Here is a 26149-nt window from a genome sequence, read left to right as displayed (position 1 = left end):
GAGATGTGTATAAGAGACAGCGCCTCGACGTCGTCCGCGGCGAGATCGCAGTCCGCGTCAGTCAGCTGTGCGACCGCTGCGTCGGGGTTCATCACGATGTACGCCTCGGTGTGCGTGCGGTCCCAGTCGAGATCGTCGATGCGGACCCACTCTTTGTGCGCGCCGGTGATCCAGAACGGACCGCCGGCGTTGAACACGGTCGGGATCAGGTAGCCGTCGAGCGCCGGCGAATCGACGACGACGCCGGGGTTCGACGGCTCCTGGTACAGCGGCACGTCGTACTCGGCGGCGGCGTCGACGACGCGGTTCATCTTCTCCGCGGTGATGTCGAGGGTCCCACCGATTTCGATCGCGTCAGTCCCAGTCCGGCACACGTCCTCGAAGGTTTCGTCCCCGAGCAGCTCCTTGTCGGGATCGACCTTCAGCACGTGGTCCCAGTCGTCCCACGGGTTACTCATCGGCAACGACTCCACCGGCAGGATGTAAAAAGGTGCGGAACCTGTCCCGGGCCGGCGGAACGCGAACATCGCGATGAACCGCCGCTGACGGGAGCGTGAGCGGAGGTCCAATCAGAGCAGATCGTCGAGTTCGTCGTTCCGGAACGCCGCCGCCGGATCCGGCGTCTCGTCCGGCTCGTCTCGGACCGCCTGGCGAGCGCGTTCGAGAAATTCCTCGACGCGCCGGGAGCGCTCGACGCCGGCGAGGAGGACGAGCGCGGCGAGCCGGTCCGAGTCGAGCGGGAAGTCGCCGCCGCGGACCTGCATCGAGCCCGTTTCCTCTTGGACCCACCTGCGCGCCTTCTCCGCGCCCTTCCGGGAGATCCGGTCGGGATCGCCGGCGACGGCGACGAGAGCGGCGTCCGCGTCGGTGGCGTTCGGCAGCGACATCCCCGTCATCACCGCGCTGCGGACGGTGCTCATCACGGTCGTGACGTTTTCCGCCGGATCCTCGGCGGCCGGGGCCGAGGCGAATCCGACGGCCGCCATCCCGCCGGCGCGCAGCGTGTTGATCACCTCGCTCGTGTCGACGACGGACTCGGCGACGCCTTCCACCGACTCGCCGGCGGCCAACAGAAGTCCGACGCGCTTCGCCATCGACGCGTTGACCGCGGCGTAGCCGCCCTCGACCGACTCGCCGGCGGTGCGCCACGCGTCGTTGTCGAGGAGGATCGTCGCGTCCGCCTCGCGCACCAGCGTCTTCAGGGAGCGGCCGGCGTTCACCTGATACATCGCGCCCTCGTCGCGGCCGGGGAGGATTCCGAGCGCGTACACGGGGATGTCGTACACGCGGTTCAACTCGCGGACGAGCACGGGCGCCCCGCCGGACCCGGTGCCGCCGCCGAGTCCCGCGACGACGAACAGCGCCTCGGCGTCGGCGGTGATCTTGGATGCGAGCGCGTCCAACACCTCGATCGAGTCCTCGTCCATCACTTCGGCGCCGAGCTCGTTGTCGCCGCCCACGCCGTGACCGTTCACGCGCGACTGACCGACGAGAACGGTATCGAGCGGGAGCGGGTCGAGATCCGTCGCGGCCGTGTTCACCGCGAGCGCGTCGAGCACCGCCCCGTAGCCGGCGTCGGCGTCGAATTCGGCGAGCGCGGTCGTGAGCTTTCCGCCCGCCTGTCCGACGCCGAGGAGGACCGCCTTCATGCTGCGACACTACCGATCCGACGGTAATACGCTTTCCCCCGGGGATTTAAATACGAAACCGCGGCCAGCCGGTGTATGTCGAACGAGAGCCGCGAAGCCGATCGGGAGACCGGTGCCGGCGCGACGCCCCGGGTGACGAACGACGGCGAAGCGGCCGCCCGGGCGGCCGACGGCGGATCGGACGAACGAGTCCGATTCGATGAGCGCCTCCGAGCGGTCGAGCGGGCGGTCACGGGTACCGACGCTGCCGTCGCCGACGTCGCCGACGACGCCGCCGCGACCGCCGAGCGGGCGTCCCTCGAAACGCGGCTCACCGACCTCGAATCGCGGGTCGAGGAGCTAGAGGCGGCGACGCAGGCGCTCCGCGGATACGCCGGGTCGGTGCGGGCAGTCAACCGCGAAGTGGAGCGACGGGCCGACCTCGCGCTCGCCCGGGCAAGCGGCGGCGGCGAGCGCGACGGTGACGGGGCGAACGATGCCGGTCGTCACGGTGACGACGCCGACCGTCACGGTGACGACGCCGACCACCGGCGCGGTGATGTTGCCAGCTCCGTCCCGAGCGAGTCCGCCTTGGACGCCGCGGTTCCGTCCGGTCGGGGTGGCGGCCACGACGACGGTCGGAGGTCCGAAGCCGACGCCAGCGAGACAGACGACGGTTCGTGGCGAGCGGGTGCGCTCGGCCGGCTCCGTGAGTCGTTATAACTCGACGCGGACGGTCGTGATTCGGAGGGTCGAGGTGACGGCGTGATCCGCGTCGTGCTCACGGTGCTCGTCGCCGTCGCACTCCTTTCGACGGCGATGCCCGCACTGGAGAGCGCGCGGACTTCGACCACCGCAGAGCGGCTCGACATCGAAGGCGAACGCGTCGAGCGAGCCGTCAGCGGCGTCGTTTCCGGCTCGGTCGCCGTCTCGGATCGGTCGCTCGCGGCGCGAACGACGACGACGGTGCGGGCGCCGACCGGCGTTACCGCGGCGCCGATCGACCGACTCGCGCTCGTTGACGGCGGCGTTCCCAGGGACGGCGCGCACGAACGCGGCGCCGCGCTTCGGTACCGACTCGGCGGCGGCCCCGACCGATTCGTCACGGTCGTCCCGCCGACCCTCGGAGCGCGGGTCGTCGTGATCGACGGGCCGCTCGACCTCCGAACGAGCGGAGAGAGCCGGATCGAACTCCGGTACGTCGACGCCGACGGGCCGGCCGTCGAGCTCTCTCGAGTCGGGTGAGCGTTTATATACGATACCGCGGCCACGGCCGCCATGAACTTCGATCTCCCCTCACTCTCGCCGGTCGGGGACGACACCCCGCTGCGTTCGCTCCCGTGGGTCGGCGACGAGGACACCGGGTGTCGGTGCGAGCCGTCGTTCGAGGAGCCCGTCGGAACCGGCGTCGACGACCGCGTCATCCTCGTTATCGACGCCGACGAGTGCCCCGGCCGCGGTGACCTCGCGGCGAGTCCCGACTGCCTCGCAACCGCGGTCGACGCGCTGACCGAGCGTGACGCCGACGTAGTTCGGTCGCGCCATCAGGGGCGAGAGCGGGCGTACGCCGGCCGAGCCGCGGCGTGTCTGGTCGCCGCGGGACGGTTCCGCGAGCGGGTCGAGTTCCACGAGACGCGGCTCGCAACGCGGGCCGCGAGAGATCCGGTCGGGGCGGCTCGCGAGGCGAGCGGACGTGCCGGCGCACCGAGCCGGATCGCCGCGGAGACCGGCCTGATCGAGGCTGTCGAAGGCGCCGAGAACGCCGGCGACGTGATCCGGCCGCACACCGGGCCGACGATCGCGGCCACCCGCGTGGCGGCCGACCCCCCGCCGGACGCGGCGCTCGTCGATCGGTGGGAAACCGACACCGGCGCCACGGTGCGGCTGTACGACGGGGCGGGGCCGCTCCGGACGTACCACCTCACACCGCCGTCCGCCCGGCTCGACGACGAGGCGGTCGCTCGCCTCGCGGTCGCGAAGGACCGGCTCCTCGACGACCCCGCCGGTGGCGAGCGCGCGCCCGGGCGGGCGGTTCGATCGGTCGCGTCCGAGAGCGACCCCGTCTCGGTGTTGGCCGAGGTTCTCAGCCGACACACTCGCGGCTACGGCGCGTTCGAGCACGTCTTCGCCGACGAACGGGTCAGCGACGCGACGCTGTCTGCGCCCGTCACGGCGAACCCGCTTCGGGTGGTCGTCGACGGCGAGCGCTGTCGGACGAACGTCAGGCTCCCGCCCGAGGGCGCCGCCACGCTGGCCTCTCGGCTCCGGCGAACGAGCGGCCGCGGGTTCTCGCGGGCGAACCCGACGCTCGACGCGACCCTCGATGCGGAGGCGGGGCGCGTCCGCGTAGCCGCGACGACCGATCCCGCCAGCGAAGGGCTTTCCTTCGCGTTCCGGCGCGGCGACCCGGACGCGTGGACCCTCGCGCGGCTCGTCGACGTCGGGACGGTCACTCCGGCGGCCGCCGGGCTCCTGTCGGTGGCCGTCGAGCGCGGTGTGACGGGACTCGTCGCCGGCGGACGCGGCGCGGGAAAGACGACCGCACTCGGCTCGCTCCTGTGGGAGCTACCGGCCGAGACGCGGTCGGTGCTGATCGAAGACACAGCGGAGCTGCCGGCGAGCGCGATCGCCGACGCGGGACGCGACACGCAGCGGCTCCGCGTCGGCGAGGGCGCGGAGCTCGCTCCCAGCGAGGCGGTCCGGACCGCGCTCCGTCTCGGCGGCGGTGCGATCGTCGTCGGCGAGGTGCGCGGCGAGGAGGCGCAGGCGTTGTACGAAGCCATGCGGGTGGGCGCGACGGGAGAGACCGTGCTCGGGACGATCCACGGCGAGAGCCCCGAAGCGGTCCGCGAGCGAGTTGTCACCGATCTCGATGTCTCGGCGTCGTCGTTCGCGGCGACCGACCTGATCGTCGTGCTCGACGACCACCGGGTCGACGCGGTCGCCGAGGTGGTCGGACGCGGCGGCGAGGCGACGTTCGCTCCCCTGTTCGAGCGAACCGGAGACGGGCTGGTTCCGAGCGGGCGGATCGACCGTGGAGAGAGCCGGCTCGTCGGCGGCCTCGCGGCGCCCGGCGAGTCGTACGCGGCGGTTCGTGACGCGGTCCGCAAGCGGGCGGATCGGATTCGGGACGCGGCGGCCGCCGGACGGATCGCTCCCGAGCGGTACGCCGACGGCGGGCGGGCGGTGGTCGATCGATGACCGATCGTAACGAGAGTCGAACAGACGGATCACCGGGCCGTCGTGCCGGAGCCGACACCGAAGGCTCTCCCGAACTGCGTCGTGCGCTCGCGTTTCTGGAGTGGGAGTCCTCGGTCGAGCGTGTCGTCGAACTCGGCTATCGCGCAGGGATCGGCGTCGGACTCGTCGCCGCCGTCGCCGTCGCGCTGGCCGTCGGGCCGTTTCCGGGACTGACAGCCGGGCTCGCCGGTGGGCTGGTAGCCACGCACGTCGCCCACCGAGGTCCGGTGTGGCTCGCCGCGCTCCGCCGGACGCGGGCTTTGGGCGCCGCACCGGGACTGATCGGGCGCCTCGTGTTGCGGATGCGCCTCGATCCGTCGACGGAGCGTGCCGTCCAGTTCGCCGCGCGGACCGGAGACGGCCCCTTGGCCGAGGGGTTGGCACGCCACGAGCGCGGCAGCGCCGACGGCCCGACCAGCGGGCTCCGGTCGTTCGCACGCGAGTGGCAGCCGTGGTTCCCCGCGATCGATCGGGCCGCCGCACTCGTCCGAACCGCGGCGTCCGCACCGCCGGAGCGTCGCGGGCGCTGTCTGGATCGCGCGCTCGACACGACGATCGCCGGGACGACGGACCGGCTCGCGGCGTTCGTCGGCGAGGTTCGCGCACCCGTCTCGGCGCTGTACGCGTTCGGCGTGTTGCTGCCGCTGGCGCTGATCGCCCTGCTGCCCGCGGCGGCGGCCTCGGGCGTTCCGATCAGTGCCGGCGTCGTCGCGGCGCTGTACCTCGGCGTGTTGCCGGGCGGACTGGTCGTCGCGTCGGGATGGCTGCTCTCCCGCCGCCCCGTCGCGTTCGCGCCGCCGTCGATCGACGGAGAACATCCAGCGGTTCCGAAACGGGGGGCGTACGCCACCGCGGCCGGCGCCGTCACGGGTACCGTGGCCGCCGCGCTCGCCGCGCAGTTCGTCGCGGGATGGGCCGCGCCGGTGTCCGCCCTCGGCATCGGGGTCGGCACGGCGCTGTTCATCGTCGTCCGACCGCGTCGTAGCGTTCTGTCGCGGGTGCGGTCGGTCGAGCGCGGGCTCCCAGATGCGATGACCGTGATCGGCGGCGACGTGGCGGAAGGCGTCGCCGTCGAGACTGCGATCGCGAACGCCGGCGAGCGCCTCGACGACGCGACGGGCGAGGTGTTCGACCTCGCCGGCCGTCGGAGCGACACGCTGCGCGTCGGGGTCCGAGAGGCGTTCCTCGGCCGCGGCGGACCGGCCGCTCCGGTTCCGTCGCCGCGGGTGCGGGGCGCCATCGCGCTGCTCGCTGTCGCCGCGCGCGAGGGACGGCCCGCCGGCGACGTGCTCCTCGAACTCGCCGATCAGTTGGAGGAGCTCCGCGAGCTCGAAGGCGACGCTCGGCGGCAGCTCGCGACGGTGACGGGGACGCTGACGAACACGGCGGCCGTGTTCGCTCCGCTGGTCGGCGGCGCGACCGTCGCGCTGGCGACCGGAATCGACACCGTCGGCGCCGGCGGCATGGGTGCCGGAGCGACAGCCGGCGCCGACGCGTTCGGAGTCGGCGGGAGCGACGTCGCGGGCGGGGTCGAAGCGAGCTCGGACGGCGTCGGAGCAGGTTCGACCGGCGCGCTGTCCGTCCCGGTGCTCGGCCGGATCGTCGGCGCGTACGTCCTCGTCCTGGCGACGCTGCTCACCGCGCTGGCGACGGGGTTGGAGCGCGGATTCGATCGGACGCTCGTCGCCTACCGCATCGGGATTGCGCTCCCGACCGCGACCGCGACGTACCTGGTCGCGTTCGTCGGCGCCGGGCTGTTACTGTGAGGTGGTGACCGATCGACGCACAGCGGCTACTCTTTAAATACCAAGCCGCGGCCAGCCGCCCTATGTTCGAGACTCACGCCGATGCCACGTACGCGTGGCTCGGCCTCGCGCTGGTGAGCGTCGCGACCGCCGGGGTAGCGGCGAGCTTCCCGTCGTCGCCGCCGCCGGACGCGGCCGGCGTCGCCCACACGATCGATTCGGTCGCCGACGGCGATCACCCCGCGACGGCAGAGCACGGACTCGCCGCGGACCGCATCCGACTCACGACCCGGTCGGTCGCGTTGAGCGACGGCGACGGAACTTCGCGGGCGGCGCTGCACGGGTCGCATATCACGCCGGTCCGGAGAGTGGACGACGGCGGAGCCGCTGGCGGCGACGTTCGGCTCCGACAGGTGTTGGACGGCGTCCCGCCGGACGCGGTGTTCGACGACCGCGACGCATTTTCAGCGGCCGCGGCGGAAGCGCGCGGAACAGACCACGAGTGGCGGCCCGCGTCGGAGCGGCTCACTGTGAGACGGGTCCACTACGAGGGAGTCCATGTCACGCTCGTCGGGTGAGGTGACCGCGGGCGACGAGCGCGCCGCCGTCGAGCCGATCGCGGCGCTGGTGGCCGTGTTGGCCGTCGGTGCGGCGCTCGGACTGTACACTGTCGCGCTCGACGACGCGACGCCCGACACTGAGCGACCGGCCGCGGAGGCGACACTCGATCGGATCGAACCGGACGTGACGACCGGGGGCGTCGTCGATCCAACGCGGCTGAACGACATCGAGTTTCGGTTCGCGACGGCCCTCGAACTGACGGCAGACGGCGAGCGGTGGCGGGTCGATTCCGGCGACGATGCCCCCGAGAGCACGGCGGCCCAGAGGTCCGGATCGGTCGCCGTCGCGGAGCGCACGGTGACCGTCCGTGTCGATCCGGGGCGGAACGTCCGCGGGACGATTCGGGCGGTGGTGCGGCGATGACGAGCACCGTCCTCGACGTGACCGTGCTGCTGTTGTGCGTCTCGGCGAGCGTGGTCGCGCTCGGACCCGCCGGGAGCGGGGTCGGAAGCGACGGACCGCCCGCCGCCGACGTCGCCGATCGGGTCGCAACGGAGACGGTGACCGTAACGTACGAAGCGCCCGACGCGCCGAACGGCACCCGAACCGTTCACGCGACGCGGGCGGAGCTACTGGCGATGATCGCCGTGCCAGAAGAGCGAGGCCCGGACGGTACCGCGTCGAGCAGCGCGTTCGAAAAGCGGGTTCGGTCCGCGGTCGACGGAGGGCTCGGTCCCCGGACGCGGATAGACGTGCGTACGGCCGAGACACCGACGACAGAGGCCGAAACGGGGAACGCGACCGACGACCCCGCGAGCGTCGAGATATTCGGCGAACGCGAGTCAGTCGGGCGAGGCCGGTCGGCTGCCGCAGGCGGGCTCTCAGCGAGCGGTTCCCCGGCGAGTGAGGCCGTCGCGGGCGACGCGCCGTGGTGGTCGGCGAACGAGACGGGGACGCCCTCGTGGCCGACCACGGGGACCGGCACGTCGTGGGGGGTCGAGCTCAGTGACGAACTGAAACGCGGAGCGTCCCGCGAACGCCGTGGAACGGCACCCGCCGCTGACGGGAGCGAAGTCCCCGGAGAAGTCCGGACTCCGCTCTCGATCGGTTCCGAACCGCCACGAGGCGCCGACACCACCGTCGCCGTCCTCTCGCACCCAGCGCAGGGGAGTTCGGACCGAGGCGACGAGATCAGGATCACCGTACGGAGGTGGTGACCGTGCGAGATCGTCTCAAATGGGGGATCCGTTCGCGCGGCGACGTTCGGTACCAGCCTCGGACGATCCGCGTCGACGAGCGGGCGCGGGTTCCCTTCGCGCTGATCGGCGTCCTGCTACTCGTGACGAGTTCGGCGTACGCGGCGGGACTCGCGGACCAGGGGCTCGTGAACGAAGATCGGAGCGTAGAGCGAGCCGTCGAGCGCGTCGACGCGGACGCCACCGCCGCGCTCAGATCCGCGGCCCGCGAGGCGGCGTACGACGCCGCGGCGGAGCCGGTAACGCGGGCGCCGTCGGGTGCGGAACCGGGCTCGAACGCCGTGAGAGAGGGGTCCGCGTTCACGGACGCCTTTCGGATCCGGCTCGCGATCGTCGGCAGCGAGGCGCTCTCGTCGGTCGAGACCGAGGTCGGCGGTGTCGACGCGGCGGTGTCGCTTCCCGAGGTGGCCGATCCGGACGATCTGCGGGCCGCTCGCGATCGCGTTCGCGTCGAGCCGAGCGCCAACGGAACGGCGACCAGAGTGACGTTCCGAGGGGTCGAGACGACAGCGACCCGGAACGGACGGGTCGTCGCAGAGCGGACCGAGAATCGAACCGTCGTGGTGGCGGTCCCGACGCTCGCCGCCCACGAGCGGACGGAGCGGTTCGAAAGCCGACTCAATCGAGGACCCACCGAGGGGGCCGGGCTGGGTCGGCAGATCACGGCGAGCCTGTACCCGATGGCGTGGGCGCGCGGGTACGCGCAGTACGGCGGAGCCCCGGTCGAGAACGTCATCGGGAACCGTCACGTCGAGCTATCGACGAACGCCGGGATCGTTCGCACCCAACGAGACGTCTTCGGAACGAGCGATCCGGACGCCCGCGGCGGCGTCGCCCGCGCGACAGCGCGGACCGGTATCACGGATCTGCTCGAACCGACGGGCGTAGACGAAGGTTCGTGGACGAGTGCGGTTCTCGACGCACCGACGCCGACGGCGGGGAATCAGGCGGGATCGCCGGCTAACACGGACAATGAGGACGGCGGGAACAGCGAGGAGGAGCCGCGCGCCGAGGCCGCCGCGTTCGACCCGCCGACCGATCGGACGAACGAGACGACGGCGGTTTCGGTGGGACACGCCGCCGACGTCGCCGCGACGGACGTACACGACGACGTCGAAACGATCGCTGAGCGGGCGTATCGCGTGTCGGCGTCCGTCGACGCGTCGACGGCGAAGGTTCACGACGGCGGTTCGGTGAGCCCTCCCGACCCCAGTTCCGCATCCGGCCGGGAGTGGGAACGCGTCGACGTGTCGCGGTCGGAGGGAATCGCGTCGGTGTCCGGGACGGACGTGCCCACGGGGACGCCGACCGGGACCGTCGCCCCGAACGAGGCCGTCTCTTTCGGAGAAGCGACGCGAGAGGTGTCCGTCAGGCGCTCCGCGACCGCGGAGTGGAGACGGGCGGTCGTGGAACGCAACGCGAACGGGACCGTCGTCGACGTCACGGTCCACCGAACCACCACGCGCGACGCGGTGACCGATCGCTACCGCGTGCGGACCACGGTCACCGGGCGACACGCGCCGGCCGATCGCGCTTCGGACCGTCCCGCGACGACGTTCGGGGCGGGAGAGATCACTGACGGTCCCGATCTCGGAGACACCCCGTCGACCGCGCGATCGGAGCTGAACGTCGAGACGGAAGCTGAACTCGATCGGATCGCCCGCGACGCGGTTCGGAACGGCGACGTCCGTCGATCGACGACCGTGTACGGCGCACGCAGCGACGGCGATCGCGACCGAATCGCGACCGACATCGCCGCGCTCGCCGCGGACGTCCGTGAGATCGAGACCGAACAATCGATGGAGGACGCGTCGCTCGGCGAGGCCGAACCGTACGCCGATCTGGCTGACACGCTCCGCGATCGCCGGACGGAACTCGTCGAGGCGCCGCAGACGTACGACGGCGCCACCGATCGCGCTCGCGTCGCCGCTCGCGAGGCGTACCTCGACGCGGTCATCGCGGAGTTGGAGAGCGCTGCCGACGATCGAGGCAGCGCGACCGAGGCGTTCGTGGATCGAGTGAACGACGCGTTCGAGGGCCCCTCGGTCGGCGATGCCGTCGCCAGTCGAGAGGCGGCCCGCGATCCCGGGACGTACACCGTCGCTGACGAGGGACCGGGGGGAGCCGTGACGTTCGCGCCCGAGGGCTCGCCCGGATACCTGCCGCGGACGACCGTCGACGGCGCGGCCGTCGAGGGCGTAAACGGCACGACCACCCGTCCCCTAGCCGTCCGAAACGTGAACTACGCTACGGTCCCGTACAGCGACGTCTCGAGCGGTGTCGTTGACCGGATCCTCGGCACGGAGGACACGGTCCGCGTCGCTACCGCCGGTCGGTCTCTCCTGCTCGCCGACGAGGCGTTAGAAACGGGTGATGACCCGGATCTCCGAGCGGACAGGAAGGCGCTCGCGAGGCAGGTCGATCAGTCGCTGAGAGCGGTCGACCGTGGCCTCGACCGTACCCTCGCCGAACGAACGACGCTCTCGCCCGACGAGCGGCAGCGAGCGCTCGACGCGGCGGCCGCGAACTACGACTCGATCGGAGCCCGAGCGGTCGCAGTCGGTAACGGGTCGTATCCCGAGACCGTCGCCGCCGAGGCCGCGATCGCTGGCTCGCTGTCGTCGGCGACGGAGGCGTCCCTCGACGCGCACCTCCGCGTGGCGACCAGAGGAGCGGCCGAACGCGACACCGTCCGCGTACCGACACGATTCGTCGAGGGACCGACGAGCGGCGCGCGGTTGCTCTTGCGAGATCGACTGGAGGGCGCGATCGAAAACGAGGCCGCGCGGGCGGGCGAGGCCGCGACTGAAGAATTGAGCGAACGGGCGGTCGACGAGTTCGGCGAGAAGGGGTCACTGAAGCCGGTTCGGACCGTCGGCGCCGGGCTACCGGTCGCTCCCGTTCCCGGATACTGGGTGACGACGGTGAACGCGTGGCGCGTACAGGTCCGGGGCGAGTACCCGCGATTCACGCTTCGCGCCGACGTCGGCGCCCCCGGAGAGCCGTTCGAGTACGTCCGGACCGAGGGCAACGCGACCGTCGACGTCGGCGGGAAGACGGTTCGGCTGGGCGCGACGGAGCCGGTTCGCTTCGACACGGAAACGGCCGTCGTGGTCGCGGTTCCCGCCGGTCCGCCGGGTGTGGGTGACGTGGACGGAACTCGCGATGAGACGTCCGGTGGGTGGCCGTGCCCCGGACCGGTCGGGTCGGGCGCGACTGACGGAGCGTGTTCGTCGACGTAGCTGCGGCGCGATCGACCGCCGCGGAGCTGCTTGACCGTCGCAGCATCGGTGACCCGACCGCAGCCGTTTTGAGACGGCGCGACCGAACACGACCATGTTTCACGAAGTCGTCGACGACGGTGCGACGGGAGCGGCCGACGACAGCGCGGGTGGCGACGAGGGCGATAGCGAGGTCACCGCAGCCGTGCTGCTCGCGTCGTTCGGGACGCTGGTGAGCGAAGCCGCGGAGGAGGCCGGTCGGAACACCCTTCTCGACGAGGCGGGGCTGAGCGAGGCGACCGCAACCGCGGCTGTCGACGGCGACGTGGCGGGGGTGACCGTCGCCGACGGGGCGTCGGTCCTCGCGTTGACGACCGACCGCGAGGCCGACGCGATCGTCGCCGAGCTTCGCGATCACCTTCTGATCGGGATGGCGACCGCGGTGCTCGACGTCGACACCATCGCGGCGTCCATCGACGCGGACCTCACGGGACAAGAAGTCCAGCAGGCGTTAGAAGGGCGCACGGCGATGACGCTCGGACAGCTCGCGGAGATCATGGCGGTCATCGAGCGTCGCAAGCGATGAACGTCGTCATCGTCGGGTGCGGGTACGTTGGTCTCGAACTCGCCCGACAGCTCGCCGCACGCGGCCACGAGACGACCGGGGTGCGCCGGTCGGACGCCGGGATCGACGCGATCGCGTCAGTCGGGGCGGACAGTGCCGATGGCAACGACGGGGCCGACGACGCGGCGCCCGTAAGCGCGGTGCGGGCGGACGCGACTGATCCGGACTCGCTCGAAGAACTCCCCGACGCAGACGCGGTCGTCTTCGCGGCCAGTTCGGGGGGGAGGGGAGCCGACGCCGCCCGCGAGGTGTACGTCGACGGGCTGAGAAACGTGATCGAAGAGTACGGTTCGCGAATGCGGCCGCCGGATCGGCTCGTGTACACGTCCTCCACCGGGGTGTACGGCGACCACGACGGCGCGTGGGTCGACGAGGAGACGCCGATCGAGCCCACGACGGAGAAGACCCGCGTGTTGGCTCGCGCGGAGCGGGTCGCCGTCGAAACGGCCGGCGGTGTCGGGATCGACGGAACCGTCGCCCGGTTCGCCGGGCTGTACGGTCCGGGCCGCTATCGGCTCGAACGCTACCTCGACGGACCGGTCACCGCCGGGTACCTCAATATGGTGCACCGCGACGACGCGGCGGGTGCGGTCCGCCACCTCCTCGAGACGAACCGCGCGCGCGGCGAGCCAGTCGTCGTCGTCGACGACGAGCCCGTGGAGAAACACGCCTTCGCCGACTGGCTCGCCGACGCGTGCGGCGTGCCGCGTCCCGAAAAGCGGTCGAAGGCCGAACGCATCACTGAAGGGGACCTGTCCGCGGCGGCCGAACGGCGGATCCGCACGAGCAAGCGCTGCTCGAACGACCGCCTCCACGCGCTGGGGTACGAGTTCGCGTACCCGACCTTCCGCGAGGGATACCGCGACGCGGTGCGGGCGTTCCGCGCGTCGAGCGCGTAACCGGGGTGTGGCATCGGTCACCCCGACGATCTGTCGTTGTCGACAGGTCGGAAGGGTAACGAACCTTCATGTGACGGGGGTGATTCTGGGCGAACGTATGTGGCGTCAGATCGCGGCCGACGAGCGCCTCTCACAGGCGGAAGCGCTCGCGCGAGAGAGCCCGGAACTGACGGCGACGGTGATATTCATCGGACTCGTCGTCATCGCCGGCGGGTATCTCCTGTTCCGGGCTCGCCAGGGAGCAGGCGTCAGGTTCCGGCGGTTGCTGGCCGACCAAGACGAGATCGCAGTGTTGATGCATCCGAACCCGGACCCGGACGCGATGTCGGCCGCTCTCGGCGTCGCGTCGCTCGCGGAACAGGTGGGCGTCGACGCGACCGTACAGTATCCCGGACAGATCCGACACCAGGAGAACCGCGCGTTCCGGACCGTGCTCGATCTGGAGTTGGACCCGATCGAACACGTCAGCGACCTCGCCGCGGAGTCCGTCATCCTCGTCGACCACAACGAGCCGCGCGGATTCGCCGGGGCGGACGGGGTGTTGCCCACGGCGGTCGTCGATCACCACCCGGGAGACGGAGCCGGCGACCTGTTCACCGACGTGCGAACCGACTACGGTGCGACCGCCTCGGTCGTCGCGGAATACTTCAAAGAAAACGACGCGACGCCGGTGCCGCCAGACAAGCACGCGAGCGAGACGAAAAGCGACCTCACGCTCCCGACCGAGACGGCGACGGGGCTGCTGTACGGGATCTTGGCCGACACGAAACACCTCACCGTGGGGGCGAGCGAATCGGATTTCGCGGCCGCGGCGTACGTGTATCCCGGCGTCGATCAGGACCGGCTGGACCGGATCGCCAACCCCGCGGTCGACGCGGAGGTGTTGGAGGTGAAAGCGCGGGCGATCGCGGGCCGTCGTATCGAGGGATCGTTCGCGGTCGCCGACGTGGGCGGCGTGAACAACGTCGACGCGATCCCGCAAGCCGCCGACGAACTGATCCAGCTCGAAGGGGTCAGCGCCGTCGTGGTTCTCGGCGAACGAGACGGCACGATCCACCTCTCCGGACGGTCGCGAGACGACCGCGTCCACATGGGCAACGCCATCGAATCGGTGCTCTCGAACGTCGACAACGGCAACGGAGGCGGACACTCACGGATGGGGGGTGGGACGATCACCCCGACGATCGAACCGACGGGCGAAGGAGAGCCGGAGACCGTCGATCGCGATGACCTCGCGGACGGCCTGTTTCGGGCCATGGCCGGCGACGTCTGAGCCGCGGACCGCAGCTGTCGGGGAGACGGAGAGGCAGGCGCGAGGAGAAACCGGACGACAGGTTCCGTCGGATGAGTTAAGTCGTGTCACGGGGAGAGACACCCATGAACATCGACCTGCCGACCGACGACGGGTGGCGAGCACTCGCCGGCGTCGGCGCCGGCTACGCGGTCGCGACGGGACTGATCTTCGCGCTGTTTTTCTTGCTTCCGTATCTGGTCGTGAGATCGCTGTAGCCGCGATCTGAAAAGAGTCGTCGGCTCCGGTAGTTCGGTTCCGGACCCGCTCAGGCGAACGCCAGCGAGTCGTCGGCGCCGCTTTCCTCGTCCTGCTGGAGCTTCGCGTGGGCCTCGAGGAAGTCGTCCAGCGTGACCTCGGTGCGGTCGTCGCGGATGGCGAACATCCCGGCCTCGGTGCATATCGCCTTGATGTCCGCGCCGGAGGCGTCCGGTGTCATCTCGGCGAGCTCGGCGAAGTCGATGTCGCTGGCGAGGTTCATTTTCCGAGTGTGGATCTGGAAGATGATCTCGCGGCCGTCGGTGTTCGGCTTGGGCACCTCGATGAGCCGGTCGAAGCGACCCGGGCGGAGGATGGCGGGATCGAGCATGTCGAAGCGGTTGGTCGCGGCGATGATCCGGACCTCGCCGCGCTCGTCGAAGCCGTCCATCTCGGAGAGCAGCTGCATCATCGTCCGCTGGACCTCGGCGTCGCCGGAGGTCTTCGAGTCCGTCCGCTTCGAGGCGATCGCGTCGATCTCGTCGATGAACAGGACGGCGGGCTGGTTCTCGCGGGCGACCTCGAACAGGTCGCGGACGAGCTTCGCGCCCTCGCCGATGAACTTGTGGACGAGCTCGGAGCCGGCCATCTTGATGAACGTCGCGTCCGTCTCGTTGGCGACCGCCTTCGCGAGCATCGTCTTCCCCGTCCCCGGCGGGCCGTACAGGAGCACACCGCTGGGCGGCGTGATGCCGACGTCGGTGAACATGTCGGGGTGTTCGAGCGGCATCTCGACGGTCTCGCGGACCTCCTGCATCTGGTCTTCGAGCCCGCCGATGTCGGCGTACGTGACGTCCGGGGAGTGCTCCACCTGCATCACCCGAGCGCGCACGTCCGTCTCCTTGTCCAGCTTCTTGACCACGGACAGCGAGTTGTTCACGGCCACGCGGTCGTCCGGCGCGAGCGTCTCGCGCATCTCCGCGGTGACTTCGGTGAGCGCCTCCTGGTTGTTGCCGTGCTGTTTGATGATGGCGCCGTCCGGCGTGAGCTCTTGGACCGTCGCCACGAACAGCGGGGACTGCTTCAGCTTCTTGTTCTCGTGTGTGAGCCGTTCGAGCTTCTGCTGGTACTTGTTGTTCTCGGCGTTCGCGTCGAGAAGCTTGTCGCGCATCTCCTCGTTTTGCGACTCGAGTACGTCGAGCTCCTCCTGGAGCGACTCGATCTTCTCCTGTCTCGACGCCGATCCCTCGTCGTAGGGCATCTCGACGTCGTCGACGGTGTCAGTCATTGTGCGCAATAAGGCGTCTCGCGCGTAAGAGGTTTCGGGTGGGGGAGACACAGGACCGCGGTCGGGGAAAACGCGGGGGCGCCGGACGGCCAGCAAATGCTCGATAGTAATAAAATAGGATAGTAAATATTATCTAACGGCATGAGTTACGGTGAGGTACGCATGAGTACGACCGACGCCGTCGCCGCCGAAGAGAACGTTGCGGATCGCTGGAGCGCAGTCCGGGACCTCCCACCGAGCGCGAAGCTCGTCGCGAAGGTGCTCGACTACAACGAGACGCTCACCCAGAGCGAACTCGCCGAAGAGACGCTACTGCCCCCGCGGACCGTTCGATACGCGCTCTCGCGGCTAGAAGACGAGGGCGTCATCGACGCCCGGTTCTCCTTTACCGACGCGCGCAAGCGGCTGTACACGCTTTCGGTGTGATCTTCGGGGTTAGCCGTCGTCGCGCGTCGACCGACCCTCCCGGGAGACGACCTCTTATACCCGATAGCGACGCAGCGACCGCGTGGTCTCGACTACCGCCGTCAAACGCGCGCTGACCGCGCTGGCGACCCGAACCGACACCGCGAGGGACCCCTACGTCGCCGTCATCGACGAGGCCGACGCCGCGCGGTCCGACCTGCGGCGCGCCGCCGGATTCGTCGACGCGGTGGGGCTCGACCGACTCGACGAGGCGATCGCGGCCGCCGAGCGCGCCGGAGACAGCCGGGCGGCCGAACGCGGGCGCGAAGCGCTCGCCGCGTACCGCGAGTTCCGCGAGGCCGCGACCGCCTGATCGGCGAGGCCGCGGTCGTCGTCCCGGCCGCCGAGCGGACCCAGCGGCCCCGAGCGGCCCCGACCGGCACATCCCCGGAACCCCTAAACCCGATACCGGCCAAGAACCGTCCAGATGACACGGGTGATACACACCGGCGACACCCACATCGGGTACGCGCAGTACCACTCGCCGGTCCGACGCCAGGACTTCCTCGACGCGTTCGGCGCCGTGATCGACGACGCGATCGACGGCGACGTCGACGCGGTGGTCCACGCGGGCGACCTCTTTCACGACCGGCGGCCCGAGCTCGCCGACCTGTTGGGGACGATTTCGGTGCTCCGTCGGCTCGACGACGCCGGAATCCCCTTCCTCGCGGTCGTCGGAAACCACGAATCGACGCGGGGCGGACAGTGGCTCGACCTCTTCGAGCGACTGGGGCTCGCGACCCGCCTCGACGACGAGCCGACCGCGATCGGCGACACCGCATTTTACGGGCTTGACCACGTCCCCGTCTCGCGGCGCGACGATCTCGATTACGCGTTCGCGGACCACGACGCGGAGCACGCCGCGCTGGTCGCTCACGGCCTCTTCGAGCCGTTCGGCTACGCGGACTGGGACACCGAGACGGTGCTCTCGGAGAGCACCGTCGACTTCGACGCGATGCTCCTCGGCGACAACCACACGCCCGACGTCGCCCAAGTCGAGGGGACGTGGGTCACGTACCCGGGATCGACCGAGCGAGCGAGCGCGAGCGAGCGCGAAGGGCGCGGGTATAACCTCGTCACGTTCGACGCCGACGCCGCCGACGGCGACGACTGCGTGGCGATCCGCCGCCGGGCGCTCGACACGCGCCCGTTCGTCTTCGTGGAGGTCGAACTCCGCGAGGGCGAAGGCGAATCGCGAGTGCGCGAGCGCGTCCGCGAGTACGACCTCGACGACGCGGTCGTTCTCGTGACCGTGACCGGCGACGGTGACCCCGTCACCCCGGCCGCGGTCGAGGCGTTCGCGACGGACGAGGGCGCGCTCATCGCTCGCGTGGCCGACCGCCGCGAGGTCGAGCAGGACGCCGAGGTCGACGTGAGCTTCGCCGACCCCGAGGACGCCGTCCGCGAGCGGCTCGACGAGATGGCGCTCTCGGAGGCCGCGCTGGACGTCGACGAGACGGTTCGAGCGGAGACGGTCCCCGACAGCAACGTCAGGGACGCGGTGAAACGGAGCGTCGAAGAGCGGATCGAGGACCTGGACGCGTTCGATCGGGGCGAGGCGGCTGCCGACGACGGTGACGGTGGTGAGCCAGCGGCTGGCAACGGCGACGGCGATATCGACGGAAGCGACGAAATAGGCGATGGCGACGGCGACAAAGCGGATACCGGCGACAAATCGGATACCGGCGACACCGACCCGTCGGCGACCGACGGGCAGGTCTCCATGGAGGACTACCTGTGAACTTCGACCGCATCCGACTCTCGAACTTCAAACCGTACGGCGACGCCGACCTCCGACTCACCGAGGGCGTCACGGTCATCCACGGTCTCAACGGGAGCGGAAAGTCCTCGCTGTTAGAGGGCTGTTTCTTCGCGCTGTACGGGTCGAAGGCACTTGACGGCACCCTCGATGACGTGATCACGAACGGGACAGAGGAGACCGAAGTGGAGCTGTGGTTCACCCACGACGGGGCGTCGTATCGCGTCGAGCGACGGCTCCGCGATTACGGCGACCGGATCGACCACCAGTGCGTCCTCGAATCGACCGACGGGAGCGACGTGAGCCGCGACGGGGCGCGGGCGGTCCGCGAGTTCGTCACCGGGCTGTTGCGGATGGACGCCGAGGCGTTCGTCAACTGCGCGTACGTCCGACAGGGCGAGGTGAACAAACTGATCAACGCGAGCCCGCGCGAGCGGCAGGACACCATCGACGACCTGCTCCAACTCGGGACGCTCGAGGAGTACCGCGAGCGCGCCGGGGACGCCCGCCTCGGGGTCGAGGACGTACTGGAGAACCGTCGCGGCCGGCTCGATCAGCTCGGCGACCAGATCGAGTCGAAGGAGGCGAAAGGTCTCCACGACCGGCTCAACGGGCTCGAAAGCGACCTCTCGGAGGTCTCCGACGAGATCGATCGCTACGAGACGCAACGAGAGCGGGCGAAGGAGACCCGCGAGGCCGCCGCGGAGACACTGTCGACGCACGCGGAGAAACGAGAGAAACTGGAGTCGGTGGAGGCGGAGATCGACGAGATCGAAGAGGAGATCCGGACGGCCGAACGCGAACGCGACGAGCACCGCGACGCGATCCGCGAGGCCCGCGAGCGGATCGAGGAGATCGAAGCCGCGGTCGACGAGCGGCTTGACGACGCGGGGCTTGAGGCGGCGAGCGACGGTGCCATCGCCGAGCGCCGAGCCGAGCTCGACGAACGGGAAAGCGAGATCCGCGAGGAGCTCGACGGCGAGCGGGTGAGCGCCGAGGCGTTCCGCAATCAGGCGACGAACCTCGCTGGGAAGGCGGACGACCGCGCCGAGCGCGCCGCGGAGGTCGACGCCGAGGCCGACGACCTCGCCGCCGAGGCCGACGCTGCGGCGGACGAGGCCGACGACCGCGAGTCTTCGATCGCGGATCTCCGAGAGGAGGCCGAGACGCTCCGCGAGCGATTCGCGGCCGCCGACGCCGACGTCGACCGCGACGGGGTGGCCGACGAGCGCGAGGCGCTTCGCGAGCGGCGCGGCGAGGTCCGCGAGCGGATCGCGGAGCTGTCGGCGGAACTGAAGAACGCCCGCGAGCGCGTCGAGGAGGCCGAGGAGTTGCTCGCGGCGGGGAAGTGTCCCGAGTGCGGCCAGCCGGTGGAAGACTCGCCGCACGCCAGCGGGATCGACGAGGACCGCGAGCGGGTTGCAGAGCTGGAGGCGGAGTTGGAGGCGGCCCGCGAGCGCGAGGACGGTCTCGACGACCGGATCGCAGAGCTGGACGGCCTCGCGGCCGCGGCGGACCGACTCGACGAGATCGACGAGGCGGTCGAGATGCTCGAGGACCGCGTCGAGGAGAAGCGCGCGGAGGCGGAGCGGAAGCGGGAGGCGGCGGCGGAAAAGCGCGAGCGCGCCGCCGAACTCCGAGACGAGGCCGAAAAGACCCGCGAGGTCGCCGCCCAGAAGCGCGAGGAGGCCGACGACGCCGCGGCGCGCGTGTCGGAGCTCGAAGACGCGCTCGGCGCGGTCGACGACGCCCGAGAGGCGGTGGCGGCGATCGAAAAGCGACTGGAGGCGATCGGGGACGCGGAAGACGAGGTCGAGCGTCGCCGCGAGAAGCGGGAGAGCCTCGACGAGGTGAACGACGAGCGGCGGGATCGGCTCGCCGACAAGCGCGAGCGACGCGACGAGCTCGCCGACGCCGTCGACGAGGAGGCGGTCGAGGCGGCGAGAGAGCGGAGAGATCGAGCCGAGGAGTATCTCGAACGCGTCGACGGAGAGCTCGACCGGCTCGCAGAGCGTCGGACGGAGCTGGAGAACGCGATCGGCGGGGTCAACGGCGAGATCCGCGAGTTGGAGGCCCTCCGAGACGAGCGCGACGGGCTGGCCGCGACCGTCGCGGCGCTCGGCGACCTCCACGAGGAGACGAGTGAGCTGGAGGCGATGTACGGGGACCTCCGGGCGGAGCTACGCCAGCGCAACGTCGCCGAGTTGGAGCGCACCCTCAACGAGACGTTCGAGCTAGTGTACGGCAACGACGCCTACTCGCACATCGAGCTCGACGGCGAGTACGTCCTCACCGTCTATCAGAAGGACGGGGAGGCACTTGACCCCGAACAGCTCTCCGGCGGGGAGCGCGCCCTGTTCAACCTCTCGCTGCGCTGTGCGATCTATCGGTTGCTCTCCGAGGGGATCGAGGGCGCGGCGCCGACGCCGCCGCTCATTCTCGACGAGCCGACCGTCTTCTTGGACTCCGGCCACGTCTCGCGGCTGGTGCGGCTCGTCGAGGAGATGCGCGGGTTCGGCGTGCGGCAGATCCTCATCGTCAGCCACGACGACGAGCTGGTTGGCGCCGCCGACGAGCTGATCACCGTCGAGAAGGAGCCGCGCTCGAACCGGTCGACGGTGCGGCGAGAGGACGCGACCGAACTCGACGTCGCGTCGCTCGCGGACGACTGAGCGGGCGCGCTCGGTGGCTGTGGCGAGCGGGTGCACTCGGTGGCTGTGGCGAGTGAGTGCGCTCGGTGGATGCAGTCCGGCGGATTCGGCTCACCGAGCGGAATCACATTGATAAATGACCGCGCGCTCTCGGACGTTCTTTATAAACAGCTACGCGTCAACGGTGCCGTCGGCGTCGCGGGCGTCGTCGTTCGCCGCCGGCCCGCCGCGTAACAGCCCGAGTCCCTCGACCGCGGTGTCGGTCGCCGCGTAGCCGCGGCGGCCGCCCACGTCGGCCTCGTCGAGGAGGCCGGCCGCGCGGAGTTCGGCGACGGTTCCGTGGAGATCGGACTCGCACATGTCGGCCGCGTCGAGCAGTTCGATCACGGAGATCGGTCCCTCGTCGACGACCACGGCGAGCAGCCCCAGAGTCCGGTCGCTGTGGACCGCTCGGAGCACCCGGCGAACCGGAGCGGGCACGCCGGACGCCGCCGTCGACAGCGGCGACTCGCCGTCGACGACGACCAGCTGGTCGTTGTCGACGTAGCGCTCTTCGCCGGTGGCGGGGTCGCGGACCCGACTCGACTCGGCGGAGCGTTTCACGAGGAGGTACGTCTCACCGTCGCCGTCGCGAACCGTTTGCATGGGTGAAACCGAGTGGTCGACCGGTCATGACGCTTCCGGGGGGGCGGCGTCCGCGTCGGAGTCGGAAGAGTCGGCGTCGGAGTCGAAAGAGTCGGCGTCGCTTTCGTCCGCCGAGTCCTCCGAGTCGCGCTCGTCTCGTTTTCGCTCCCACGCCCGGTACGTCTGGTACGTCCGAATACCGGCGAGCAATCCGGCGATCAGCAGTCCCGGACCGAGCCGTGACCACCCCTCGAAGTACCACAGCATCGGACCGAGCGCGACGAGCAGCACCGCGGCGTTGGCGTAGATCACGGCGACGACGAACGCGCGGAGGGTCCCCGAGTCGACGTCGCCCGCTCCCTCGAAGTTCCCGCTGTCGTCGAACGTCTTCACCGAGGGCGCCTTCGGGATGTCCGGCGTCATCTCCCGCTCGGCGTCGGAGCTCTCGCCGAAGGAAATCTCGCCCTCATCGTCCTCGTCCAGGGAGAACACGTCACCGGGTAGGCCGCGCCGGGGCAAAGAGGTTCCGTCCGGAAGCCCCCCAGTGTTCTCCGCTCAGGTCGCGTCGGCGAGCCGAATGGTCCGACTCGCTTCGACCCACGCCAGCGGGTTCGCGGCGTCGAAAAGCACCACGTTCCCGTCGTCCTCGTACACCTCGACCTCGGCGTCGACTGCGTCGCGACCGGCCGGGCGAGACACCCTGCGTTCCGAACGTGGGTCCGAAGACATGGACCTTGGTATGCCATGGCACATTATATGCCTTTCCGTGCCGGGAGCGCTCGCCGCACCCGAAAGCCGAGTTTTTTACCGGGGTGACGCCGAAGGAGACGTATGACTCAGTCGGGGCTGTCGGACTTCTCGTCGCCCGCGAGCGACGGCGACGAGACGGGGGCCGGCACGGAGGCCGAACGGGAGAACCTCGCCGCGCAGGAGGCGGCTGTCGTCGCCGGCGGCGGCCGGGGACACGTCAGCGACGTCGTCGACGTCGACGAAGCGAAGTTCCCGGACTCGACCGGAACCGTCGATCTGATGATCACTCAGATCGACTACGCCGTCGAGGGGTACGGCAGCGACGAGTATCCGGTCGTTCACGTGTTCGGCCGGCGACCGGTCGAGAACGGCGACGACGTCCGCGAACACGTCCGCGTGCTGGGCGTCGAGCCGTACTTTTATGTCCCCACCGCCGACCTCAACCGCGATCCCGTCGAGCAGTACGACGTGGTGATCGGAACCCGCGAGGAGAATCCGGCGGGTGAGCCCTACGAGAGCATCCGCGGCGAGCCGCTCACCCGGATCGTCACCCGCACGCCTCGCGACGTGGGGACCATCCGCGACGACTTCGCGACGACTTTCGAGGCGGACATCCTCTTTCCGAACCGCTTTCTGATCGACAACGGACTCAACGGGGGGTTGCGAGTCGAAGAGCGCAGACTCGACGACGGCTCCGAGGCGATTCAGGTCCACGAGGGACACCTCGAACCCGCCGAGGTCGACGCCGAGATGCGGGTGAACACCTTCGACATCGAGGTCGACGACCGCCGCGGGTTCCCCGAAGACGGCGAAGAGCCGATCATTTGTCTCACGAGCCACGACTCCTACGACGACGAGTACGTCGTCTGGCTGTACGACGCGCCCGAGGCCGAGGTGCCGCCCCCCGAAGACCTCCCGGAGTACGAGGGGATCGGGGAAGGCGACGTGGAATTCACGGTTCGGATCTTCGAGGAGGAGGCGGCGATGTTGGACGCGTTCATCGAGTACGTCGACGACACCGATCCCGACCTGCTGACGGGGTGGAACTTCGAGGACTTCGACGCGCCGTACGTCCTCGACCGACTGGAGGTGCTCGACGACGGGAGCCAGTACGACCTCTCGGTCGACCGGCTCTCCCGGATCGGCGAGGTCTGGCGCTCCGGCTGGGGCGGTCCGGACATCAAGGGGCGGGTCGTCTTCGACCTGCTGTACGCCTACAAGCGGACGATGTTCACCGAACTGGAGTCGTACCGGCTCGACGCCGTCGGCGAGCGCGAACTCGGTATCGGCAAGGAGCGCTACACGGGCGACATCGGCGACCTCTGGGAGCAGGACCCCGAGCGCCTGCTCGAGTACAGCATCCGCGACGTGGAGCTCTGCGTCGAGATCGACCGGAAACAGGACGTGATCGCCTTCTGGGACGAGGTGCGCACCTTCGTCGGCTGCAAGATCGAAGACGCGCCGACGCCCGGCGACACCGTCGACATGTACGTCCTCCACAAGGCGTTCGGGAAGTTCGCCCTCCCGACGAAGGGCCAACAGGAGTCGGAGGACTTCGAGGGCGGCGCCGTCTTCGACCCGATCACGGGCGTCAAGGAGATGGTGACCGTACAGGACCTGAAAAGCCTGTACCCGATGTGTATGGTGACGATCAACGCCGGTCCGGAGACGAAAGTCGATCCGTCGGCGTACGACGGCGACACGTACGTCGCGCCCAACGGGACCCACTTCCGGAAGGAGCCGGACGGTATCATGCGCGAGATGGTCGACGAACTCCTCACCGAGCGCGAGGAGAAGAAGGCCCGCCGGAACGACCACGCCCCCGGAACCGAACCCTACGAGCAGTACGACAGACAGCAGGGAGCTGTCAAGGTTATTATGAATTCTCTCTACGGAGTTACGGGGTGGGATCGGTTCCGTCTCTACGACAAAGAGGGCGCCGCAGCCGTCACAGCGACCGGCCGCGAGGTCATCGACTTCACCGAAGAGGCTGCCAACGAGCTTGATTATCAGGTTGCGTATGGGGATACTGACAGTGTTATGTTATCTCTATCGGACATGTCGAAAGAGGAAGCGATCGAGACCTCCTTCGAGATCGAGGACCACATCAACGAGCGATACGACGACTTCGCGAGCGAGGAACTGAACGCCGACTCGCACCGCTTCCAGATCGAGTTCGAGAAGCTCTACCGGCGCTTCTTCCAGGCGGGCAAGAAGAAGCGGTACGCGGGCCACATCATCTGGAAGGAGGGGAAAGACGTCGACGACATCGACATCACCGGGTTCGAGTACAAGCGCTCGGACATCGCACAGATTACGAAGGAGGTCCAACAGAGCGTCATCGAAACGATCGTCACGGGCGACGATATCGACGAGGACTTAGAGGAGGTGAAAGCGTACCTCGTCGACGTGATCGCGCGGGTGCTCGGGGGCGACGTCGACCTCGACGAGATCGGGATCCCGGGCGGGATCGGGAAGAAGCTCGACGCGTACGCGACGCCGACGGCGCAGGTCCGCGGCGCGAAGTACGCCAACCACATGCTCGGCACGAACTTCGGGAGCGGGTCGAAGCCGAAGCGGCTCTATTTAAAAAAGGTCCATCCGGACTTCTGGCAGCGAATGGAAGACGAAAAGGGACTCGATCCGCAGCGCGATCCGCTCTACGGCGAATTCAAACGCGACCCGGACGTGATCTGCTTCGAGTACGCCGATCAGGTGCCCGACGAGTTCGAAGTCGACTGGGAGAAGATGCTCGATAAGACGCTTAAGGGACCGATAGAGCGAGTCATCGAAGCGCTCGGGATGTCGTGGGAAGAGGTGAAAACCGGCCAGGAACAGACCGGCCTGGGCTCGTTTATGTGAAAACGGACGCCGAGGCTGGAAACCAGTTTTCGATCGGATGAAAAATTCTTACCGGTTTTGCGAGATTTGACGGGGAGATGCGTAACCATTAACCTCCTCAGCCACCAGTGTGCACGTACGAGGCACGAGACGACATATGGCAACTCTCGAAATCAACGATCTTCACGCACGAGTGGCTGAAGAGGGCGGTGAACGCATCCTTCGCGGCGTCGACCTCACGGTTAATTCCGGCGAGATCCACGCGCTGATGGGACCGAACGGGTCCGGGAAGTCGACGACGGCGAAGGTCATCGCCGGCCACCCGGCCTACGAAGTGACCGATGGGGAAATCCTCCTCCATCTCGACGAGGAGGACGTCGCCGACGTCGACGTCGACCTCGATGACGACGACTATCACTGGAACCTCTTGGAGTTAGAGCCCAACGAGCGTGCCGCGCTCGGTATCTTCCTCGGCTTCCAGTACCCCGCGGAGATCGAGGGCGTCACGATGACGAACTTCCTCCGGCAGGCGCTCAACGCGAAGGCGGACGAGCGCGAGGAACTGTTCGAGGGCGACGAGGCGGACGACGCGGACGACGAAGACGACGCGGGCTACGACACCTCCCCGATGGAGGGACCGGCGGACGACGGCGAGATCGGTGTCGCGGAGTTCCAGGAGATCCTCTCCGAGAAGATGGAACTGCTCGACATGGACGAGAAGTTCATGCAGCGGTACCTCAACGCCGGCTTCTCCGGCGGTGAGAAGAAGCAGAACGAGGTGCTGCAGGCCGCGATGCTGGAGCCTGTCGTCGCCGTGCTCGACGAGATCGACTCCGGGCTCGACATCGACCGACTCCAGGACGTCTCGAAGGGGATCAACGCGCTGCGCGACGAGCAGGGCACCGGAATCCTCCAGATCACCCACTACCAGCGCATCCTCGACTACGTCGAGCCCGACCACGTCCACGTGATGCTCGACGGCAAGGTCGCCAAGAGCGGCGGTGCGGAGCTCGCGGAACAGCTCGAAGCGGACGGCTACGACTGGGTTCGCGAGGAGGCGTTCGCCGACGCGTAATTGATCGTGATTACGCAACAGCACTATACAAC

General features: G+C 69.3%; 24 protein-coding genes. 18 read left to right on the top strand and 6 right to left on the bottom strand.

Annotation, left to right across the window (positions count from 1 at the left end; translation table 11 throughout):
- Both C461_RS13895 and C461_RS13890 read right to left on the bottom strand, forming a co-directional pair.
- The coding region (locus C461_RS13895) for a heptaprenylglyceryl phosphate synthase (protein WP_008002288.1) at window positions 1-458 on the bottom strand (458 nt) is incomplete at its 3' end.
- Window positions 459-569: 111 nt separating this feature from the next.
- Window positions 570-1649, bottom strand: a complete 1080-nt coding sequence (locus C461_RS13890) for a tubulin/FtsZ family protein (protein ID WP_008002286.1) — start codon at window positions 1647-1649, stop codon at window positions 570-572.
- A gap of 75 nt (window positions 1650-1724) precedes the next feature.
- Between C461_RS13890 and C461_RS13885 the strand changes: the two genes are divergently transcribed.
- The 12 genes from C461_RS13885 (at window position 1725) to C461_RS16215 (ending at window position 14684) form a co-directional block, all read left to right on the top strand.
- Entirely contained in the window at window positions 1725-2351 is a 627-nt protein-coding gene (locus C461_RS13885; RefSeq protein ID WP_008002284.1) for a DUF7310 family coiled-coil domain-containing protein, read from the top strand.
- 42 nt (window positions 2352-2393) lie between these two features.
- Complete coding sequence (locus C461_RS13880) at window positions 2394-2873, top strand: DUF7311 family protein (protein WP_008002283.1); 480 nt, start codon at window positions 2394-2396, stop codon at window positions 2871-2873.
- Between the two features lie 33 nt (window positions 2874-2906).
- On the top strand, window positions 2907-4829 hold the full coding sequence (locus C461_RS13875; protein ID WP_008002281.1) for an ATPase, T2SS/T4P/T4SS family: 1923 nt from the start codon (window positions 2907-2909) through the stop codon (window positions 4827-4829).
- On the top strand, window positions 4826-6634 hold the full coding sequence (locus C461_RS13870; RefSeq protein WP_049906692.1) for a hypothetical protein: 1809 nt from the start codon (window positions 4826-4828) through the stop codon (window positions 6632-6634). Before C461_RS13875 ends, C461_RS13870 begins: the two co-directional genes overlap by 4 nt.
- A 62-nt stretch (window positions 6635-6696) precedes the next feature.
- The gene (locus C461_RS13865; RefSeq protein ID WP_008002276.1) at window positions 6697-7191 is read left to right on the top strand and encodes a DUF7283 family protein; all 495 of its coding nucleotides are present in this window, start codon (window positions 6697-6699) and stop codon (window positions 7189-7191) included.
- Entirely contained in the window at window positions 7172-7597 is a 426-nt protein-coding gene (locus C461_RS13860; protein ID WP_008002274.1) for a DUF7285 family protein, read from the top strand. The genes C461_RS13865 and C461_RS13860 overlap by 20 nt, the downstream gene beginning before the upstream one ends.
- A complete protein-coding gene (locus C461_RS13855; RefSeq protein WP_008002273.1) occupies window positions 7594-8391 on the top strand; it encodes a DUF7284 family protein in 798 nt (265 codons plus the stop codon). The genes C461_RS13860 and C461_RS13855 overlap by 4 nt, the downstream gene beginning before the upstream one ends.
- On the top strand, window positions 8385-11672 hold the full coding sequence (locus tag C461_RS13850; RefSeq protein WP_008002271.1) for a DUF7286 family protein: 3288 nt from the start codon (window positions 8385-8387) through the stop codon (window positions 11670-11672). The genes C461_RS13855 and C461_RS13850 overlap by 7 nt, the downstream gene beginning before the upstream one ends.
- 94 nt (window positions 11673-11766) lie before the next feature.
- On the top strand, window positions 11767-12237 hold the full coding sequence (locus C461_RS13845; protein WP_008002269.1) for a DUF5791 family protein: 471 nt from the start codon (window positions 11767-11769) through the stop codon (window positions 12235-12237).
- Window positions 12234-13175 carry an NAD-dependent epimerase/dehydratase family protein gene (locus C461_RS13840; RefSeq protein ID WP_008002267.1) on the top strand — a complete coding sequence of 314 codons (942 nt, stop codon included), beginning with the start codon at window positions 12234-12236 and terminating at the stop codon, window positions 13173-13175. The genes C461_RS13845 and C461_RS13840 overlap by 4 nt, the downstream gene beginning before the upstream one ends.
- Window positions 13176-13272: 97 nt before the next feature.
- Window positions 13273-14448: a DHH family phosphoesterase gene (locus C461_RS13835; RefSeq protein WP_008002265.1), complete on the top strand. Its 1176-nt coding sequence runs from the start codon at window positions 13273-13275 to the stop codon at window positions 14446-14448.
- A gap of 104 nt (window positions 14449-14552) precedes the next feature.
- Window positions 14553-14684 (top strand): hypothetical protein, encoded by a 132-nt coding sequence (locus C461_RS16215; protein ID WP_008002263.1) that lies wholly within the window; start codon window positions 14553-14555, stop codon window positions 14682-14684.
- Window positions 14685-14734: 50 nt separating this feature from the next.
- Here C461_RS16215 and pan1 read toward each other — a convergent pair whose 3' ends face one another.
- Window positions 14735-15952, bottom strand: coding sequence for a proteasome-activating nucleotidase Pan1 (gene pan1 / locus C461_RS13830; RefSeq protein ID WP_008002261.1), 1218 nt, complete (start codon window positions 15950-15952; stop codon window positions 14735-14737).
- A 162-nt stretch (window positions 15953-16114) separates the two neighbouring features.
- Between pan1 and C461_RS13825 the strand changes: the two genes are divergently transcribed.
- The 4 genes from C461_RS13825 to rad50 all read left to right on the top strand — a co-directional run bounded on the left by C461_RS13825 (window position 16115) and on the right by rad50 (window position 20848).
- Window positions 16115-16378, top strand: a complete 264-nt coding sequence (locus C461_RS13825; protein ID WP_008002259.1) for a winged helix-turn-helix domain-containing protein — start codon at window positions 16115-16117, stop codon at window positions 16376-16378.
- Between the two features lie 82 nt (window positions 16379-16460).
- Window positions 16461-16730, top strand: coding sequence for a hypothetical protein (locus C461_RS13820; RefSeq protein ID WP_008002257.1), 270 nt, complete (start codon window positions 16461-16463; stop codon window positions 16728-16730).
- Window positions 16731-16844: 114 nt separating this feature from the next.
- Window positions 16845-18158 (top strand): DNA double-strand break repair protein Mre11, encoded by a 1314-nt coding sequence (gene mre11, locus C461_RS13815; protein WP_008002255.1) that lies wholly within the window; start codon window positions 16845-16847, stop codon window positions 18156-18158.
- Window positions 18155-20848, top strand: a complete 2694-nt coding sequence (gene rad50, locus C461_RS13810; RefSeq protein ID WP_008002253.1) for a DNA double-strand break repair ATPase Rad50 — start codon at window positions 18155-18157, stop codon at window positions 20846-20848. Before mre11 ends, rad50 begins: the two co-directional genes overlap by 4 nt.
- Window positions 20849-20998: 150 nt before the next feature.
- Here the strand turns inward: rad50 and C461_RS13805 are convergent, their stop codons facing one another.
- From C461_RS13805 to C461_RS15905, 3 genes are all read right to left on the bottom strand, one after another.
- A complete protein-coding gene (locus tag C461_RS13805) occupies window positions 20999-21472 on the bottom strand; it encodes a DUF7346 family protein (protein ID WP_008002250.1) in 474 nt (157 codons plus the stop codon).
- Window positions 21473-21496: 24 nt separating this feature from the next.
- Window positions 21497-21943, bottom strand: a complete 447-nt coding sequence (locus C461_RS13800; RefSeq protein ID WP_008002248.1) for a DUF7322 domain-containing protein — start codon at window positions 21941-21943, stop codon at window positions 21497-21499.
- 63 nt (window positions 21944-22006) lie between these two features.
- Window positions 22007-22180, bottom strand: coding sequence for a DUF7331 family protein (locus tag C461_RS15905; RefSeq protein WP_169316538.1), 174 nt, complete (start codon window positions 22178-22180; stop codon window positions 22007-22009).
- Between the two features lie 102 nt (window positions 22181-22282).
- Between C461_RS15905 and C461_RS13795 the strand changes: the two genes are divergently transcribed.
- Together C461_RS13795 and C461_RS13790 are read left to right on the top strand one after the other, a co-directional pair.
- A complete protein-coding gene (locus C461_RS13795; protein ID WP_008002244.1) occupies window positions 22283-25063 on the top strand; it encodes a DNA-directed DNA polymerase in 2781 nt (926 codons plus the stop codon).
- A 136-nt stretch (window positions 25064-25199) separates the two neighbouring features.
- On the top strand, window positions 25200-26117 hold the full coding sequence (locus tag C461_RS13790; RefSeq protein ID WP_008002243.1) for an ABC transporter ATP-binding protein: 918 nt from the start codon (window positions 25200-25202) through the stop codon (window positions 26115-26117).
- The last annotated feature ends 32 nt before the right edge of the window (window positions 26118-26149 follow it).

The organism is Halorubrum aidingense JCM 13560, from assembly GCF_000336995.1.
GTDB classification, from domain to species: domain Archaea; phylum Halobacteriota; class Halobacteria; order Halobacteriales; family Haloferacaceae; genus Halorubrum; species Halorubrum aidingense.
Note: the sequence above shows the minus strand (reverse complement) of the source record. Positions and strands in the feature narration are given on the sequence as shown.

Bases quoted from the DNA above. Each gene is read 5' to 3' on its own strand.
- C461_RS16215 (WP_008002263.1), top strand. From the start codon at position 14,553: ATGAACATCGACCTGCCGACCGACGACGGGTGGCGAGCACTCGCCGGC.
- mre11 (WP_008002255.1), top strand. From the start codon at position 16,845: ATGACACGGGTGATACACACCGGCGACACCCACATCGGGTACGCGCAG.
- C461_RS13835 (WP_008002265.1), top strand. From the start codon at position 13,273: ATGTGGCGTCAGATCGCGGCCGACGAGCGCCTCTCACAGGCGGAAGCG.
- C461_RS13860 (WP_008002274.1), top strand. From the start codon at position 7,172: ATGTCACGCTCGTCGGGTGAGGTGACCGCGGGCGACGAGCGCGCCGCC.
- C461_RS13840 (WP_008002267.1), top strand. From the start codon at position 12,234: ATGAACGTCGTCATCGTCGGGTGCGGGTACGTTGGTCTCGAACTCGCC.
- C461_RS13885 (WP_008002284.1), top strand. From the start codon at position 1,725: ATGTCGAACGAGAGCCGCGAAGCCGATCGGGAGACCGGTGCCGGCGCG.
- C461_RS15905 (WP_169316538.1), bottom strand. From the start codon at position 22,180: ATGTCTTCGGACCCACGTTCGGAACGCAGGGTGTCTCGCCCGGCCGGT.
- C461_RS13890 (WP_008002286.1), bottom strand. From the start codon at position 1,649: ATGAAGGCGGTCCTCCTCGGCGTCGGACAGGCGGGCGGAAAGCTCACG.
- C461_RS13795 (WP_008002244.1), top strand. From the start codon at position 22,283: ATGACTCAGTCGGGGCTGTCGGACTTCTCGTCGCCCGCGAGCGACGGC.
- C461_RS13805 (WP_008002250.1), bottom strand. From the start codon at position 21,472: ATGCAAACGGTTCGCGACGGCGACGGTGAGACGTACCTCCTCGTGAAA.
- C461_RS13790 (WP_008002243.1), top strand. From the start codon at position 25,200: ATGGCAACTCTCGAAATCAACGATCTTCACGCACGAGTGGCTGAAGAG.
- C461_RS13865 (WP_008002276.1), top strand. From the start codon at position 6,697: ATGTTCGAGACTCACGCCGATGCCACGTACGCGTGGCTCGGCCTCGCG.
- C461_RS13870 (WP_049906692.1), top strand. From the start codon at position 4,826: ATGACCGATCGTAACGAGAGTCGAACAGACGGATCACCGGGCCGTCGT.
- C461_RS13875 (WP_008002281.1), top strand. From the start codon at position 2,907: ATGAACTTCGATCTCCCCTCACTCTCGCCGGTCGGGGACGACACCCCG.
- C461_RS13855 (WP_008002273.1), top strand. From the start codon at position 7,594: ATGACGAGCACCGTCCTCGACGTGACCGTGCTGCTGTTGTGCGTCTCG.
- C461_RS13845 (WP_008002269.1), top strand. From the start codon at position 11,767: ATGTTTCACGAAGTCGTCGACGACGGTGCGACGGGAGCGGCCGACGAC.
- C461_RS13825 (WP_008002259.1), top strand. From the start codon at position 16,115: ATGAGTACGACCGACGCCGTCGCCGCCGAAGAGAACGTTGCGGATCGC.
- pan1 (WP_008002261.1), bottom strand. From the start codon at position 15,952: ATGACTGACACCGTCGACGACGTCGAGATGCCCTACGACGAGGGATCG.